Here is a 14845-nt window from a genome sequence, read left to right as displayed (position 1 = left end):
GCCTTCACCATGCTCAGGAGGATGACCGATGGCGGTCGACACCGATCTGATGCGCGCCTACACCGACGGCGCGGTCTACACCCACGACCGGACTACCCCGGGCACGATCACGCCCCCCACGAACGCGTCCACGGCGCTCGCGGCGGGGTTCCTCGCGATCGGCGCGGTGTCGTCCGACGGCATCACCGAGGCGACCAGCCAGGACCGAACTGACGTGTTCATCTGGCAGGGCAACGCCTTGGCCAAGCGCATTCCCGGCCAGTTCACGAAGACGTGGACGTTCGCGGCGGCGGAGACGAACCTGACCACCCTCGGGGTGCAGTTCCCCGGGTCGACCATCACCCGCACCGCCGAGGGTCTGACCATCGCGGAGAAGCCGCCGGTGACGGATGTCCGGTCGTGGGTGCTGCACGGCATGGAGGGCGAGGACCGGGCGCTGCGGATCTACCTGCCGAAGGCCGAGGTGACCGAGCGCGGCGACGTCGTTTGGTCGTCGGAGAACGTGACGGTCTACGAGTGGACGCTTTCCGCGTACGTGGACGGGTCGGGGAACGTCGCCTACCGGCACTACCTCGACGAGGACCTCGCCACCCCGTAGCCCCTGATCGCACCGGCGGGTCCGTCAGCGGGCGCGGGGCCCGCCGGTGCTCAAGCCCGCACGCCCGCTCTGCAAGGAGATCCGCATGTCCGATGACGTCTTTGACCTCGACGCATACGTGGCCGAGCATCGCAAGGTCCCGTACCGGTTCCGCTACGGCGGCCAGGACTTCGAGCTGCCCCACGCTCAGGACACCGACTGGCGGGTGTCAGAAGCCGCCGACCAGGGCGACGTGGAGGCCATCCAGACGCTGTTCCGGCGTGGCTTTGGCCCCGAGCAGTGGAAGCGGTTCGAGGAGCTGCCGCAGCCGTCCGGCGCGATGGGTGAGCTGTTCCGCCGCTGGCAGGCGCACTCCGGGACGAAGCCGGGGGAATCGCCGGCCTCGCCCAGCTCATCCGGGAGCACGGCGAGGCCGTCGAAGCGTCGCTCCGCCGGTACTACCCCGGCACGTCGCTCCGCCAGCTCGTCACCGGCGAGCTAACCCGCCGGGAACTGCTGGCCCTGATTCGGCATCTCCCGCCCGACTCACCGCTCGGTGTCGCCTTGCACGGTGACGCCGGGCGGTGGTCGACGGCCGATCACCTGCTGGCCAGCGCCGTGGAGTTGCTCGCCGGGGCGAACTGGCAGAGGGGCGGCGGCAAGGGGAGCAAGCCGAAGCCACTGAAGCGCCCCGATCCTCGCAGCGAGAAGCGGCGCCGCGAGTACGTGGGCCGCCTGCAACGACTCGGTCTGATCAAGGAGGGATGACGTGGCTACGGAAGCCGGCACCGCGTTCGTCGCGCTCATCCCCAGTGCGAGGGGCTTCGCGCGTGCCCTGAAGAAGGACATCGCGAAGGAGTTCGCCGGTTCGAAGCTGGACACGCTGATCGCGGATGCCTTCGCGGGTACCTCGGTCAGCGTGCCCGTGAAGCCGACGATCCGCCCGGGCGATGTGCCTGATGAGTTGCCGGTCCGGCCCGGGCAGGAGCCGACGCTGCCGGTGCGCCTGGACCCGCTGACGAAGCAACTGCAAGACGACGTCCGGCGTGAACTCGGGGTGCTCACGCGGGACGTGTCGGCGCGAATCGACGTCGACGCGGACACAGCCGACCTGCGCACTGACATCGCCACCGCGATCAGCCAGGTGGAGGCCAGCCTCCGCGCGCAGGTACCCACCGAGCCCGCCGGTCGGCGCGAGTACGAGCGGCAGTTGCGCGCCCAGGTCGCCGAGGTGTCGCGGACCGTCCGCGCCCGCATCGAAGCGGACGTGGACGTCGACAAGTCGCTGCGTGACGGCCGGATCAACGCCGCTGGTGAGACCATCGGCCGGTCCTTGGCGAGCAGCATCGTGAGCAGCCTGGGCAGCGGCCTGTCCACCCTCGCTGGCCCAGCCACGTTCATTGGCGTGATCGCGGCGGCGGCGCTCGCCGGGCCGCTGGTCGGTGCCGCGCTGGCCGGTGGCATCCTCGCCGCGATCGGCGGCGGTGTCATCGGCCTGGGAATCGTCGCTCTGGCCGGCGATCCGAGGTTGAAGTCGGCGGCGACCAAGCTGTCGACCACCATCAAGGACACCTTGGCGAAGGCCGCCGGTCCGCTGTTGGGCACGGAGCAGGCTCCGGGTCCGCTGCTGCGGGCCATGGAGACCCTGCAGAAGCTGGTGGTGGAGATCGGTCCCAGCTTGGAGAAGATGTTCGCGGCGATCGGCCCGTACATCCCCGGGCTGGCGGAGGGCATCGCCGACTTCGTGCGCGCCGTCATGCCTGGCCTGCTCGCGGCTGTGCAGGCTGCTGGGCCGATCTTGGAGGTCATCGCCCTTAACCTGGGTCCGCTCGGGCAGGCGGTCGGCAACTTCCTGGCGCTGATGGCGGCGCTCGGCCCGGCCGCCGCCGACGCCCTGAACGTGATCTTCTACTTGATCAACCACGTGATCGGGGTCGCCGGCAACCTGATCTACGCCCTCGGTGCCGCGTTCGGTGGGCTGTTCCAGTGGGTCAAAGAACTGCGCGCGTCGATAGCTGCCGGGTGGGCGCATATCGTGCAGATCTTCACCGGCGGGAACGCCACCGTGAAACAGCGGATCGAGGCTCTGATTGGGTCGGCGATCCGCTTGTTCACCGGCCTGTGGGACAAGCTGACCGGCGGGGCGCGTAAGGCCCTTTCGTCCGTGGCCAGCACGTTCGGCGGCCTGCGCGGGCGGATCACGTCCGCAGTCGGCAACCTCGGCGGCCTGCTCTACGGCGCCGGCCGCAGCATCATCCAGGGCCTGATAAACGGCATCCGCTCGATGTTCGCCTACCTGCAATCCACGCTGAACTGGGTGACGAGCGTGATCCCGTCCTGGAAGGGGCCGCCCTCACGGGACCGGAAGCTCCTGGAGCCGGCCGGCTCGTCGATCATGGGTGGCCTGATCCGGGGCATCCGGGGTGAGCTGCCGGCGCTGCGGTCGGAGCTTGGCGGGGTGACCGCCCTGGTGGCCGGCACTCCACTGGCCGCCGCAGCGGCAGGCGGGTACGGCCTGTCAACGCCGGCGCCGGCGCCGGCACCGTTGGTCGCCCAGTGGGTTGGCGGGGACGGCGATCCGATCATCCGGGCGATCCGGGAGCACACCCGCATCTACTACGGCGGCAGCCCGAACATGGCGTTCGGCTCCGGCTAGCCGATGGTCAGGGTGAGGAGGTCGGCGACTTCCTGCTCGGTGTAGGGCATCAGCCCGTACACGGGGAAGTCGAGGCCGTACTCACCCTTGCCCGTCGGCATGGTCAGGCTGAACGGCAGCTCACAGGCCCCGCCGGTGAGCACCCCGGCGCCGAGCGGCGCGTAGGCGACGGTGGCGCCGCTGCGGTCGGTGACGACGACCTGCGCGTCCGGCGTGATGGCGGTGCCCTGGCAGCTCTGCCCTTGGTCGACGTACTGCCCGGCGGGCAGACGGATGGCCCCGGGAACGGTGTACATCGCCTGCGGGCTGGCAGCCGGCGTCGGCTCGGCGAACCACCCTCGGATGGTGTTGACGCCTCGCAGTGATAGCCCGGCGGTGACGGCGACCAGGGCGAGTGCGACGACGACGGTCGCTGGGGTCAACCACAAACGGAGACGGGTCACCGTGACAGTGTCCTCACCCGCTGCAACCAGGCGCGTCCCCCGATCGAACGGCGTCGACTCCCCGGGAGGTGTGCACGGTGTGGCCTGACGACCAGGACTTGCCTCTAGAAGTGCACGCCGCGTTCGGCGCCAACCCGGCCGGCAGCCCTGGCTCGTGGACGTGGACGGACTTGTCGTCGCGCCTGCAACCGGAGCCGGTCCGGCTTCGTGCTGGAAGATCCGCTGGGGCGAGCAACTCGTCGCCGGGAACGTGCACGGTCACCCTCGACAACGACGACGGCGCGTTGACCCCGTTGCATCCGCTGTCGACGTTCTGGCCGAATGTCCGCCGGGGCACCCCGCTCAGGGTGCGCGTGTTCTGGGGCGGGGTGTGGGTCGTCCGGTTCGCGGGGTTCGCTGATCAGTGGGAGCCGGAGTTCCTCCCCACGACCACCCCAGGTCAGGCGTCGTCGCGGGTGCGGGTCACCGCCTCCGGGCTGCTGCGCCGCCTGGAGCAGGGCAACCGAACCCTGTTTTCCGCACCACGGCGCTACATTCCGCGCACCAACCCGGTGGCGTACTGGCCGTTGGAGGACGGCCAATTGGCGTCGGAAGGTGCCGCCCTGGCAGGTGCGCAGTCGATGCGCCCGTTCGTCGGCACCCACCCGTCCGGGGCGGTGATCAGCTACCCACGGTGGGGGCAGGGTGACCTGGCTCCGTGGCTTCCGTCGACGGTCAGCCGCAGCGGCAACGCCGGACTGACCGTGATCTGGGCTCCGGTGACCATGGCGTCCTCGCCCACCCGGTGGACGGTCGACACGATGTACCGCTCCGGCACGGACGCCGGGGACGGCACCATCGACGTCAACCCGTCGTACCTGCCGGGCGGTGCGCTCGCCTGGCCTCAGCTGCTGTTGCTGCCCAGCGTGCGCGGCCTCGACGTGGCGATGAACGGCGAACCTGAGGTGTCGGCCACCGCCGCCACCCTGTTCGATGGGCTGCCGCATCACGTCCGCTGGGATGTGACGCAGAGCGGCGCGAAAGTCGCCTGGGTTGTGTACGTCGATGGTGTGTCGGTCAATTCCGGCACCACCTCGGGGAACATGGCCCTGCCGTCGATGTCGTCGCTGGCGTTGACGGCGTCGGCGCAGGACGGGGCGGATCTCGCCCAGGGGCACGTCGCGGTGTGGACATCCCCGCCGACGCTGTCGACGGCGGTCGCCGCGGCGTTCGGCTACCGGGGGGAAACGGCGGCCGTGCGCGTCACCCGGCTGTGCGCGGAGGAAAGCATCACCGTCACGGTCGGGTCCGGTGGGAGCGAACCGATGGGCCCGCAGGCCCCGGCCACCCTCGTCGAGCTGTTGCGTGAGGCTGAAGACGCCGACATGGGCGTGCTGTACGAGTCCGGGTTCGGCCTGGCCTACCGGCCGCGTGGTGCCCGGTACAACGCGCCCGTTGGGATGACTGTCGACCTGGCGCAGTACCTCGTTGCCCGGAACGGGTCCCGGGACGTTTTGTCACCTGCGTACGACGATCAGGGGCTGCGCAACGAGTGGACGGTCACCCGCCCTGACGGGGGTGAGGCCACGGTGTCTGACCTGGGGCATCAGGCGCGGGTGGGGATCTACGCCGACAGCGCGGACCTGAACGTCGCGTCGGATGGCCGGTTGGTGGACCACGCCGCGTGGAGGGTGTGGCTGGGCACGGTGGACGAGCTGCGGGAGCGGGCGTTCCCGTTGGACTTGGCCGCGAACCCCGGGTTGCTCACCGCGTGGTTGGCATGCCAGGTGGGGACGAGGGTGGTGCGGACCAATCCGCCCGCCCAGTATCAGCCGGGTGACTTGGATCGCCTGGTGGACGGCTGGTCGGAGACGATCGGGCCGCGGTCGTGGATGGTGCAGGTGACTCCGTCGCCGGCCGCCGTGTGGGATGTGGCCACCGCCGACGGTGAGCAGCGGGTCGCCGCTGACGGGTCGACCCTGGCTATGGACCTGACGAGTTCGGCCACGTTGTTCGCGCTGTCGCACACCGCCGCGAACGGGCCGTGGACGTGGTATCCCGTCGACTACCCGCTCGACGTGCGGATCGGCGGTGAGAAGGTCCGGGCGGACGCCGCAGGCTGGGTGATCAATGGCAACCCATGGTTCGTGACGGACGTGTCCGGTTGGGTGGGGGCATCCAGCGGCGTCACCTGGCTGGCGTCGGGCCGCCCTGGCACCCCGTACGGGGTCGCGCGTATCACCCCCGATGGGGTGGCGGCGGTTGGTGGTCTGCACTCCGCCCAGGTGGCGGTGACCGCGTCGACCACCTACCGGCTGACGATGTGGGCGTACGCCGAGGTGGCACCGGTCGACGTCAACATCGCGGTCGACTGGCTGACCGGTGCCGGGGTGCCGATCTCGTCGTCGTTCGGTCCGACAGTGTCGCTGACACCCGGGGTGTGGACCCCGTTCACGGTGGCGTTCTCGTCGCCGGCCACGACCGGCCTGGCGGTGCTGCGCGCCCGGCACGGCGGCACACCTGCGGCGTCGTCCCTGTGGCGGGTCAGCGGGTACACGATCGCGACCGAGGCGACGACGACCGGCTCGGGCGCGTTCCAGCGGCTGTCCTGCGCCCCCGGCGGGCGGGGCATCAACGGCATCAACCGGGCCTGGCCGTCCGGCACCGAAGTCGACGTGTGGCAGCCCGCCATCTCGGCACTGTAGGAGGGAACCCTCATGGCCACCATGTCCGGCAACCGGCTGCCGCCCGCGCGGCTCAACCCGGTCGCGTTTCAGCTGCAACTGGCGTCGGACTACACGCTGACCAGCACGTCCACGGCGTTGACGCTGAGCAACGTCACAGCCGGGTACTCCGGCACCAGCATCACCGTGCCGGATGGCGGCATGACCGGATTGGCGGTATACACCGGCTACTTCCACCTGTCGACGGCCGGCACGGTCACCTTCGCCACCATGGACCTCCTCATCGACGGCACGTGGGTGGGGCCGCAGGCGGTGTGGAATCCCTCGAACGTGACCGCGGGTGCCCGAGTCACGGCGTCGCAGTCGTGGCCGTTCGCGCTTGCCGCTGGCACCCGCACGTTCGGGCTGCGCGCTTCGGTGACGTTGTCCAGCGGGCAGGTGCGGCTGCTGGCCACCCACACCAACGTGTCCCTCCTGCTGCACCCGTGACCGTGAGGAGATGCCGATGACCCGCGCGCCCGCCAACCTCCTGGCCGTCCGCAGCCTGCTGCTGACGCACCTCGACAACGCTCCCGGGCCGGACGAACTGGACCCGGGCGAGGTCGGCATCGTCGGCGACTCGGCCCACCGTGGGGGTTACCACTGCGGCTCGGACCGCACCGTCGCCAACGATTACTCGGTGGTCGAGTCCCCGCGCGACCGGGCCGGGTTGACCCTCGACGCGGCTGGCCTGGACGTCGGCCAGTTCAACGTCCGCTCCGCTGGCCGCACACACACGCTGCCCAGCTTCAGCGTGTGGTGCGTCGGGCAGTGCGAGGCCGACGCGGCGGATACCCGGGATATCCGGGAGATCATCTACAGCCCCGACGGCACCACCGTGCGGCGGTGGGATCGCCTTGGCAAGCGGAAGTCGGGCGACAGCTCCCACCGCTGGCACACGCACTTCAGCTTCTTCCGCGACGCCATCAAGGCGGGCCGCGACCAGCGGCCCCTGTTCCGCCGCTACCTGCAGCACATCGGCCTGCTCCAGGCCCCGACCGTGGAGGACGACATGACCCCGGAAGAGCACAACTGGCTGGCCACCGTCCACAAGAACCTCACCGTGCTGGATGGCCGAAACCCGATCGGGCAGATCTACACCCGGATGGCCATGGGCGAAGACGCCACCGCGGCGAAGTACACGGCAGCGCACCCGACGCTGCGTGGCCTCGGTGCGCAGATGGCCGCCATGCAGACGGCCCTGCTCGGCGCGGTCAAGGGCCTCGACACCTCGTCGATCCTGGCCCGCATCGACGAGGTGGCGGCGGCCGAGACGGCGCGGGACCAGGCCGCGGTGCAGCGCGACGCCGAACTGACCGAGCTGGTCGCGAAGGCCCAGTCGGGGGAGCTGGCCGCCGACCGGTTCGTCGACGAGGTAGCGCGCCGGCTCAACGAGCAGCAAGGGTGATCCGCTCCGGTTGGGCCATGACGGCGCCGGGAAGGTTAGGGACTGTGCGTGGTGACGAAGACCGAACGGGGAATCCGGGTAGCGCTGGACATCGGCTGCATTCTCGTGGGCCTGGGCGGGATCGTGCACCAGACAGTCCTCGTCCCACCCGGGCAGGCGTCAGCGGCGCTGCTGGGCACGTTCGTGGCGGTGCTGGGGATCCCAGCCGGCGTGGGGCTGCTCTCGCTGCGCAGCAATGGCGCTACCGGTACAACGTCGGGTCCATCGCCCTCTCCGGCGCCGGACTTACCGCAGCCACCATCATCATCGCCGTCGCCCGCGCAGTCCGGGGCGGGTGATTCGGGATGACGTTCCGAGCGTGGCAGACCCTGATGGTGGCGTTGGTGTTCGCGATCCTCGCGGCCGGGTCGGCGATGGTGTACGCCAACGCGGTGGCCCGGGAGTCGGAGCGGCAGTGGTGCGGCATCGTCACGACGATGGACGACGCGTACGCGCAGACCCCGCCGCAGACGCCGGCTGGCCGGCAGATCGCCGGTGACATCGCCCGGTTGCGCGGCGAGTTCGGCTGCCCCCGGCGGTAACTACTGCTCCCCGTACTGGGTGACCTTCCACCGGCCGCCCTTGTCCCGGCCCTCGGCGTACAGGTCGTCCAGCACGGCCCGCGCCGCCCGCTTGTCTGGGCGTTCCCACACCTTCGGTTCCTGATGCTCGGCGGGGCTGTTCATCAGCACCTGCCACACGCCTGTGCCGTCCATGCGTTCCACCAGCCGCACCACGGCGACGGGCACGAACGCGTCGCCTGGCGCGTACAGCCAGGCGGCTTCGCGCAGCTGCGGCTGACCTGCCATCCACCAACCCTAGGAGATCCCGTGAAGCTGTTCGGACGTGAGCCCACCCTCGTCATCCAGGCCATCTCGGCGCTGCTCGGCGTGATCGTGACGTTCGGCATCGACGGACTGTCCGCGATCCAGGCCGCCGCGATCGTCGCCGTCCTGACCGCCGTCACCACCGCCATCAACGCCGCCGCGGTGCGCCCGGTCGCGCCGGCCGCGTTCACCGGCCTCGTCACCGCCGTGGCGGTGCTGGTCGCCGCGTACGGGCTGAACGTGTCGCAGGAGACCGTCGGTGCGGTGCAGGTGGCCGTGGTGGGCGTCCTGGCGTTGCTGACCCGCAACCAGGTCACGCCGGCGGCAGACCCGCGCCAGTCCATCCGGTAACACCCTTCCCGCAACGCACTGCGCCCCACCTGGCCTTTCGGCTGGGTGGGGCGCTTCTGTGTGTCCAGGGCGGGAGAGGAAAGCGCGTTCCTGCGGGTGGGCCGGTTGCCCGGCCCCGGCGGGGCTCAGCCCGCCAGCCCCCACTCGGCGTCGGCGGCTGCCCGGTACGCCTCGTCGTCGCGGAGGGCCTGGGCGTCGATCGCGGCCTGGGTGTTCTCGTCGGCCTCGCAGTCCTCGCAGGCGTCCATCCAGCCGCCGCTGGGGGCGGGGACGGTGCGGGCGTTGTCGGCTCCGCAAATCTCGCATCCGATGTTCGCCATGTCCGTCTCCCCTTTCGGTTTTCCGTTTCCCTATACCCATAGTCTAACCTACAGAGTTTACGTACGTCAACTCTAGATGGTGAATGACTTGCGTTAGATAATGCGCGTCGTGTGTTGACGTACGTAAACAGGATCGGCTAATGTTTAAGCATGGGAGAACCGACCCGCGACCCGTACATCCCCGACCTGCTCTCCGCAGCCGAGGCCGCCGACATCCTCAAGCTCACCCGCCAAGGCGTCCACAAACGATGGGCCACCGGCCAACTCCCCGGGACCACCGCCGGCCAGGCCGTCGTCTTCCGCCGTGAGCTGATCGAAGCCATCGCCAAAGCCGAACTCGGCGACTGACCCCGAACGCACCGCGGCCCCGCACTCCAGCAGATGGAGGCGGGGCCGCATCGTCGTACCCGGAGTCAGGCGGCCACCTCGTACTGCCGGCCACCACCGCGCACCCGACCAGCCTCAGCCAGATCCCCGAGCAACTGGTGAACCCGGCGCACCGACAGGTCGATGGCGTCCGCGATCCGCTGCGGGCTGGTGTGGCCGTCACGGATCGCGGCTACCACCTTGTCGTGGCTGGGTCCGAGCGCCTTCAGCGCCTCCTGCTGCGCCTGGGCGACGAACTCTGTCCACGTCGGGAAAGCGGCCAGGCCGAATGACTCCAGCGCGGCGCCGTCCCCGCCTGTGGTCGGCTGGGCGGGGGCAGGCTCGTCGAGCACGATCCCAGCCCGCCGGGCGGCGATCCGCTGGCGTGCCGCCTCCAGCGCCTCCTCAGCCAGCTCATCCCGGCGCAGGTACGACGTACCCCACGCCGCCGCCGACCCGGCGTCCAGCGACCGCCACACGATCCGCTTCGGCCACTCCTCAGCCATCTCGTCGGTCAGGTAGTACGAACGGAACGGCGCCGACCGTGCACCCGGGCGCGGGTTGACCAGGTACGCGTAGCCCGGCATGTCGGGGAACGAGCGGGGGTCAACGCTGATCTGGAACACCGTCTTGGCGTTGGCGTCCTTGCCCTTGAACATCGCCCCGTTGCCGGTCAGCAGGTTGCCCCGGATCTTCTCCGCGACGTTGGTGCCGGCACCGCCGAACGCGTCGAGGGTCGACTGCTGCGACGCCAGGATGAGCGCGACGCCGACCTTGCCCCCCTCGCTGGCGATGGCCGACACGAGCCACTGGGTGCGCTCGCCGTAGAGCGGGTTGTCGACCTTGCTCAACAGCTTGTGGCACTCGTCGATGAAGCCGAGCACACCCGGCCGACCCTCGGTTGGCGTGAAGCCCCGCAGGCCCATCACGGCGTTCTCGTCCTGCCGCAGCTGCATCAGCAGGTACATGCCTTCGAGCATCGCCAGCGCCCGCTGAGGCGTACGCGCCCTGAAGTCGGCGTGCTCCATCAGCAGCGGCGAGGAAGCGCCGCCCTGCCCGTCGGCGTAGCAGATGACCGTGGGGTGCGACGTGGACGCCGCGATCGTGATCGCCAGCATCTCCATCGTGCGGGACTTCCCGCCCTCCGTGCCGCCCTGGAGGTAGCCACCCTTCAGCCGGGTCTCGGTGTACACCCGCCACGCGGCCACGCCCTCGCCGTCGGTGAACGGGCCGAGCCGGACGTCACCGGTCTGCGGGTCGAACGCCTGCGGGCCGGGCCAGAACACCGTGTCCTTCACCGGCGACTTCGTCACGATGGTGAGCAGCGCGGTCGGCTCCGGCTCGGTGGGGTGCCGTTCGATGATGAGTTCCTGGTCGGTCTGCAAGAACAAGCCACCGCGTAGCTTCTCCATCGCGCCTTGCGCCATCCCAAGGGTCTGCTTCCCAGCCCGCAGCTTCAGCGCGAAACGAACGCCAGCGGCGATCTGCTCGGGGCTGGTCAACCGGGAGCCAGGCAGGGCCCCGTCGCTGGCCCCGTTGTTCTCCGCCCACAGTCGCTGGTGGCCCGACCGGGTCGCCTTCGGCTGGATCAACCCGACCGGGTGTTGCCGCCACCAGTGCATCGACAGCGCGTACGCCACAGCCATGAGCAGCCCCACCGCGCCCAGCGACAGGCCGGTGAGGGTCACCCCGGTCAGCCAGCCGACAGCCACGCCCAGGAACGCCAGCGCACGCCGGCGGGCCCGCTTGTCGAACACCCGTCGCCGCACCTGCATGGCCGCGACCACGGCGATGGCGAACGCGGCACCGGCCACCCACACCGCGACGGTCTGCTCGTCGCCGACCGCGTGCACCGCCACCCGGCAAGCGACCGCCGCGACGACGAGGGTGCCGACAGCGGCGTGCGGGGCGAGCTGCGGACGCAACCCACCCTCCACGATCGGCGCCACCCGCTCCGGCACCTCGGTTGTCGTGCTCATCTGGTTCTCCTCAGGTGTCCCGGCTTCCACCGCAGGGCGCGGACCGTGCTAGCCCGCGCCCCACGGCGGTAGCCGGGTCAGCCGTTGAGCAGGTACTCCTTGTTGGCTGCGCCGGGCTGCGCCTGGTACGCCTCCTTGACGGTCTGCTGCGCCTCCAGCGTCGCCTTGTGCGCGTTCCACTTGTCGGCGGCGATCCCAGACGCCTCCATCGCCTCCCGGGCGGTGTCGATGGGCTCACCGTCCATGTCACCGCGCTGCAACGCGCCGATGTACCCCTCGGCTCCGGCGGTGGCGAACGAGTGGTGGGCGGACGCGGCGGCTTCGGCGAACGCGATGGCGGTGGACAGGCCGGCGGCCTCGGGGTTCGACATGTCGATCTCCTTAACGGTGTTCGGGTTGGGGAACTGGATGATCTGGGCGGTGTGCCCGGACGCAGCCGGGCAGCCGCAGCCGGCAGGCGGGTTCAGCCGGCGGTATGCCTTCTGGCACCCCTGACACATGGGCTCGCCCTGGTTAGTGCGCATCCCAGTCCAGCCATCGGCGAAAGACTTCGGTGCCTCCCCCTGCGGCACCAGCGTCTCCTCTCGCGGGGCGGCGGGGTTGTGCGAGCTGCACGGGGTGTCGAACGGATTGGGCTCCCCGCAGTCGGGGCAGCGGCCCCGCGAGTCCCGGTGAGTTCGGGTGCCCGACTCGGCCAACTTCGCCAGGGCCACGTCCTGGAGCGTGCTGACCTTCTCCTCCCGCTCCTCCGGGGAACCGAACGTCCTAGCCGGGGCCGAGTCCTCCGAGCGACTCGCCCTCCGCGCTGCGAGTTCCTGCTCGTCCCAGAGCGCGTTGCGGCGTTGCTGCTCGGACACGCAACGCGGGCACGGACGCCCGTCGAGCGTCACCTCGTCCTTGCAGTCCGGGCAGGTGCGGGAGTAGTTCGGGTCGAACACCCGCTCCGACTTCGGCTGCGCCTTGGGCTCCCGCAGGATGCCGATCATGTCGTCGACCGGCTGAGCCTTCGCCTTCGCCCGGGAGCGCCGCCACTTCGTGTTGGCGGCCATGGCGTCGGAAAGCAGGTCGCCCGCCCAATCCCGGCCGCCGTAGCGGTGCTGCTCCGGCGCGGCCTGACCAGCGGCCAGGGCCTTCGCCTTCTTCAGCTCATAGCGCGGGTTCGGCTTCCCCCGGAACGCGTACATGCCGTCGGTGACGCCACGCTGCACCATCCACGTGATGACCAGGATCCAGAAAAGCGGGTCCATGCCGTCACGCCCCAGCCAGCGAATTGCCGCCGCCGATGGACCGGCGGGCCATCAGCACCGCCGCGATCGACACGAACAACGCCAGCGCGATCGGCGACCCGGTGCCCAACCACTCACGCAGCGGCTGCGCCACCGCATCCAGGACCGCCCCCGACCACCCAGTGACGTTCTCGCCGAGATCACCCGGGACGGCGCGGGCCACCGACGGGCTGAGGAGCAGCATCCAGATCGCCTTGCGGTTCGGCTCCCAGTCGACCAGCAGGTCCACCCAGAAGACGACGAACATGATCCCGAGCAGCACCGGCGGGATCCAGTTCCACGGGATCGCGGTGAGCACCTTGTCGATGCCGTCGCCGAGGAACATCCCGGCGATCAGCGGGCCGCCGACCAGCGCGGCACCCATCGACGCCCAGGCCAATCCCCGGACGCCCTTCGAGCGGAAGGCCTTGAACCGGCCGCCGCCCCCTCCCATTGCACGCATCAGTGCCTCCTCACTCACTCAGGCCGGACACGACGTAGTGCATCGGCGTGTTCGGGTGGAACGGCCACAGGACGTTCGGGTCCTCGCCCGGGCCGGCGGTCAGGTCCACGGTCTCGACGTGACCGTGCGGGTGCGTCTGGCAGTCCACCGTCACGCGGTAGACGCTCCGCAGGTCCGACCCGACGAAGCAGTCGCCGACCTCGAACGCGCCCAGCGGTTCCAGGCGCGACTCCAGCGGACCGAGCGCGGTGTTCCAGATTCGGGACATCAGTGCCTCCTACAGGAAGATCCGCAGCGCCATGTCGACGCCGGGGTGGATGAGGTGGTCGACCGTCCAGGCGACCGGGGGCAGGAACGACAGGAGCTTCACGGTGACCGCGACGGTGATGAACCGGGCCGGGCGCTCCGTCAACCACTCCCACAGGCGAGCACCGACCAGACCGGCTACGGCAACACCCCGGAACCAGGCGATGCCGAGGGCGCGGACCGCACCGTGCACGTCGGCCGTGTACCGGCCCCGCTGCGCGTACAGGCGCATCGTGTCGACCGCCGGGCGGCGCTCGGTCAGCAGCGGCGGAGGGGTGAAGTTGTCCTTGAACTTGGCCAACCACGCCGCCGTGTCGAACGGGCGACGGTCACTGTCCGTCATTGCAGAGTGCAGAGTTTCCGGCGACTCCGAGCCGAACTCACGCTCAGCGGGGGTGGGGGCGAAGTCTGCAGTGCAGACTTCAGAGTTACGGTGCGTCACGGTCTGAGTCACGACGACTCCCCGGCGGGCGCGGGCGGGTGGTTGGCGTTCCAGCGGGCCCGGACAGCCACCCACGCGAGCAGGTACAGCAGCACGATCAGGGCCGCCGTCACCGGCGACTCGACCTCCAGGCGGCCGGTGAACCCAGCGGCCAGCGTGCCGACACCCAGCAACGCCATCGACACGACGGCACCGGTCGCGACCAGCGACGCGTCACTCGGCATGCGGGTGTGGATGTGGTCGCCGGGCTGGTGACCTGCGCGGATCGGGTCCCGGGTGACCAGGACGATGTCGGTCTGGGACATTGGACGTTCCTTCCTCTTGGGGTTGGAGGCGGCGCCCGGTCCGGCTTGGAGGTTTGGCCGGGCGCCGCGCATGTTTGGGCAGTTCAAGCGGCTTCGCTGTAGTGCTCGGCCAGGTGGTTGGCGAGCAGCGCGACGATCCAGGTCGGCAGGAACAGGAGCATCCCCAGCGGCCCGAGGATCAGCGGGATGCCCAGGTCAGTGACCGCGCCGAGCAGGCGAAGCGAAAGCATCACGGCGCCGACAAACGCGAAGCCGCCGCTGACACCCGCGAGGCGCCGGAAGCGCGTGACGCGCTCGGCGTTGGTGCGGTACGGCCGGAAGACGCAGCACGGCGCGCAGTGGGTGCCGCCCTGGTGCTTGTGACGCCAACGCCAGATGTGCCAGCAGGTACGCATG

20 protein-coding genes are annotated in these 14845 nt (G+C 70.1%); 10 read left to right on the top strand and 10 right to left on the bottom strand.

Going from position 1 to position 14845, the window contains the following annotated elements; translation table 11 throughout:
* Positions 1-28: 28 nt before the first annotated feature.
* The 4 genes from OG992_RS18675 (at position 29) to OG992_RS18660 (ending at position 3233) form a co-directional block, all read left to right on the top strand.
* Positions 29-598, top strand: coding sequence for a hypothetical protein (locus OG992_RS18675; RefSeq protein ID WP_266303883.1), 570 nt, complete (start codon positions 29-31; stop codon positions 596-598).
* 85 nt (positions 599-683) lie between these two features.
* Positions 684-1079, top strand: a complete 396-nt coding sequence (locus OG992_RS18670; RefSeq protein WP_266303882.1) for a hypothetical protein — start codon at positions 684-686, stop codon at positions 1077-1079.
* Positions 1080-1141: 62 nt separating this feature from the next.
* Entirely contained in the window at positions 1142-1345 is a 204-nt protein-coding gene (locus OG992_RS18665) for a hypothetical protein (RefSeq protein ID WP_266303881.1), read from the top strand.
* Between the two features lies 1 nt (position 1346).
* Positions 1347-3233 (top strand): hypothetical protein, encoded by a 1887-nt coding sequence (locus OG992_RS18660; RefSeq protein WP_266303880.1) that lies wholly within the window; start codon positions 1347-1349, stop codon positions 3231-3233.
* Here the strand turns inward: OG992_RS18660 and OG992_RS18655 are convergent.
* Positions 3230-3676: a hypothetical protein gene (locus tag OG992_RS18655; RefSeq protein WP_266303879.1), complete on the bottom strand. Its 447-nt coding sequence runs from the start codon at positions 3674-3676 to the stop codon at positions 3230-3232. The two genes, OG992_RS18660 and OG992_RS18655, sit on opposite strands and share 4 nt — an antisense overlap.
* Positions 3677-3786: 110 nt before the next feature.
* On the opposite strand from OG992_RS18655, the gene OG992_RS18650 reads away from it, so the two are divergent.
* The 4 genes from OG992_RS18650 (at position 3787) to OG992_RS18635 (ending at position 8367) form a co-directional block, all read left to right on the top strand.
* Positions 3787-6360: a hypothetical protein gene (locus OG992_RS18650; RefSeq protein ID WP_266303878.1), complete on the top strand. Its 2574-nt coding sequence runs from the start codon at positions 3787-3789 to the stop codon at positions 6358-6360.
* 12 nt (positions 6361-6372) lie between these two features.
* Positions 6373-6828 (top strand): hypothetical protein, encoded by a 456-nt coding sequence (locus OG992_RS18645; protein WP_266303877.1) that lies wholly within the window; start codon positions 6373-6375, stop codon positions 6826-6828.
* A gap of 16 nt (positions 6829-6844) precedes the next feature.
* On the top strand, positions 6845-7786 hold the full coding sequence (locus OG992_RS18640) for a hypothetical protein (RefSeq protein ID WP_266303876.1): 942 nt from the start codon (positions 6845-6847) through the stop codon (positions 7784-7786).
* 344 nt (positions 7787-8130) lie between these two features.
* Entirely contained in the window at positions 8131-8367 is a 237-nt protein-coding gene (locus OG992_RS18635; RefSeq protein ID WP_266303875.1) for a hypothetical protein, read from the top strand.
* Here OG992_RS18635 and OG992_RS18630 read toward each other — a convergent pair whose 3' ends face one another.
* Positions 8368-8634, bottom strand: coding sequence for a hypothetical protein (locus OG992_RS18630; RefSeq protein WP_266303874.1), 267 nt, complete (start codon positions 8632-8634; stop codon positions 8368-8370). It lies immediately after the preceding gene.
* Between the two features lie 21 nt (positions 8635-8655).
* On the opposite strand from OG992_RS18630, the gene OG992_RS18625 reads away from it, so the two are divergent.
* Positions 8656-9003, top strand: coding sequence for a hypothetical protein (locus OG992_RS18625; protein ID WP_266303873.1), 348 nt, complete (start codon positions 8656-8658; stop codon positions 9001-9003).
* A gap of 125 nt (positions 9004-9128) precedes the next feature.
* On the opposite strand, the gene OG992_RS18620 is transcribed toward OG992_RS18625, so the two are convergent.
* Positions 9129-9323 (bottom strand): hypothetical protein, encoded by a 195-nt coding sequence (locus OG992_RS18620; protein WP_266303872.1) that lies wholly within the window; start codon positions 9321-9323, stop codon positions 9129-9131.
* 150 nt (positions 9324-9473) lie between these two features.
* Here OG992_RS18620 and OG992_RS18615 point away from each other — a divergent pair, with 150 nt between their 5' ends.
* Positions 9474-9671, top strand: a complete 198-nt coding sequence (locus OG992_RS18615; protein ID WP_266303871.1) for a helix-turn-helix domain-containing protein — start codon at positions 9474-9476, stop codon at positions 9669-9671.
* Positions 9672-9736: 65 nt separating this feature from the next.
* Here the strand turns inward: OG992_RS18615 and OG992_RS18610 are convergent, their stop codons facing one another.
* From OG992_RS18610 to OG992_RS18580, 7 genes are all read right to left on the bottom strand, one after another.
* Complete coding sequence (locus OG992_RS18610; RefSeq protein ID WP_266303870.1) at positions 9737-11668, bottom strand: hypothetical protein; 1932 nt, start codon at positions 11666-11668, stop codon at positions 9737-9739.
* Positions 11669-11745: 77 nt separating this feature from the next.
* Positions 11746-12915 (bottom strand): hypothetical protein, encoded by a 1170-nt coding sequence (locus OG992_RS18605; RefSeq protein WP_266303869.1) that lies wholly within the window; start codon positions 12913-12915, stop codon positions 11746-11748.
* A 4-nt stretch (positions 12916-12919) separates the two neighbouring features.
* Positions 12920-13396: a hypothetical protein gene (locus tag OG992_RS18600; RefSeq protein ID WP_266303868.1), complete on the bottom strand. Its 477-nt coding sequence runs from the start codon at positions 13394-13396 to the stop codon at positions 12920-12922.
* Positions 13397-13406: 10 nt separating this feature from the next.
* Entirely contained in the window at positions 13407-13664 is a 258-nt protein-coding gene (locus OG992_RS18595) for a hypothetical protein (protein WP_266303867.1), read from the bottom strand.
* 9 nt (positions 13665-13673) lie between these two features.
* Positions 13674-14045: a hypothetical protein gene (locus OG992_RS18590; RefSeq protein ID WP_266303866.1), complete on the bottom strand. Its 372-nt coding sequence runs from the start codon at positions 14043-14045 to the stop codon at positions 13674-13676.
* Between the two features lie 107 nt (positions 14046-14152).
* Positions 14153-14449: a hypothetical protein gene (locus OG992_RS18585; protein WP_266303865.1), complete on the bottom strand. Its 297-nt coding sequence runs from the start codon at positions 14447-14449 to the stop codon at positions 14153-14155.
* 83 nt (positions 14450-14532) lie between these two features.
* Complete coding sequence (locus tag OG992_RS18580) at positions 14533-14844, bottom strand: hypothetical protein (RefSeq protein WP_266303864.1); 312 nt, start codon at positions 14842-14844, stop codon at positions 14533-14535.
* Between the last annotated feature and the right edge of the window lies 1 nt (position 14845).

The organism is Micromonospora sp. NBC_00362 (assembly GCF_026342155.1).
Taxonomy (GTDB): Bacteria; Actinomycetota; Actinomycetes; order Mycobacteriales; family Micromonosporaceae; genus Micromonospora; species Micromonospora hortensis.
This window is presented reverse-complemented; position numbering and strand designations above follow the sequence as displayed.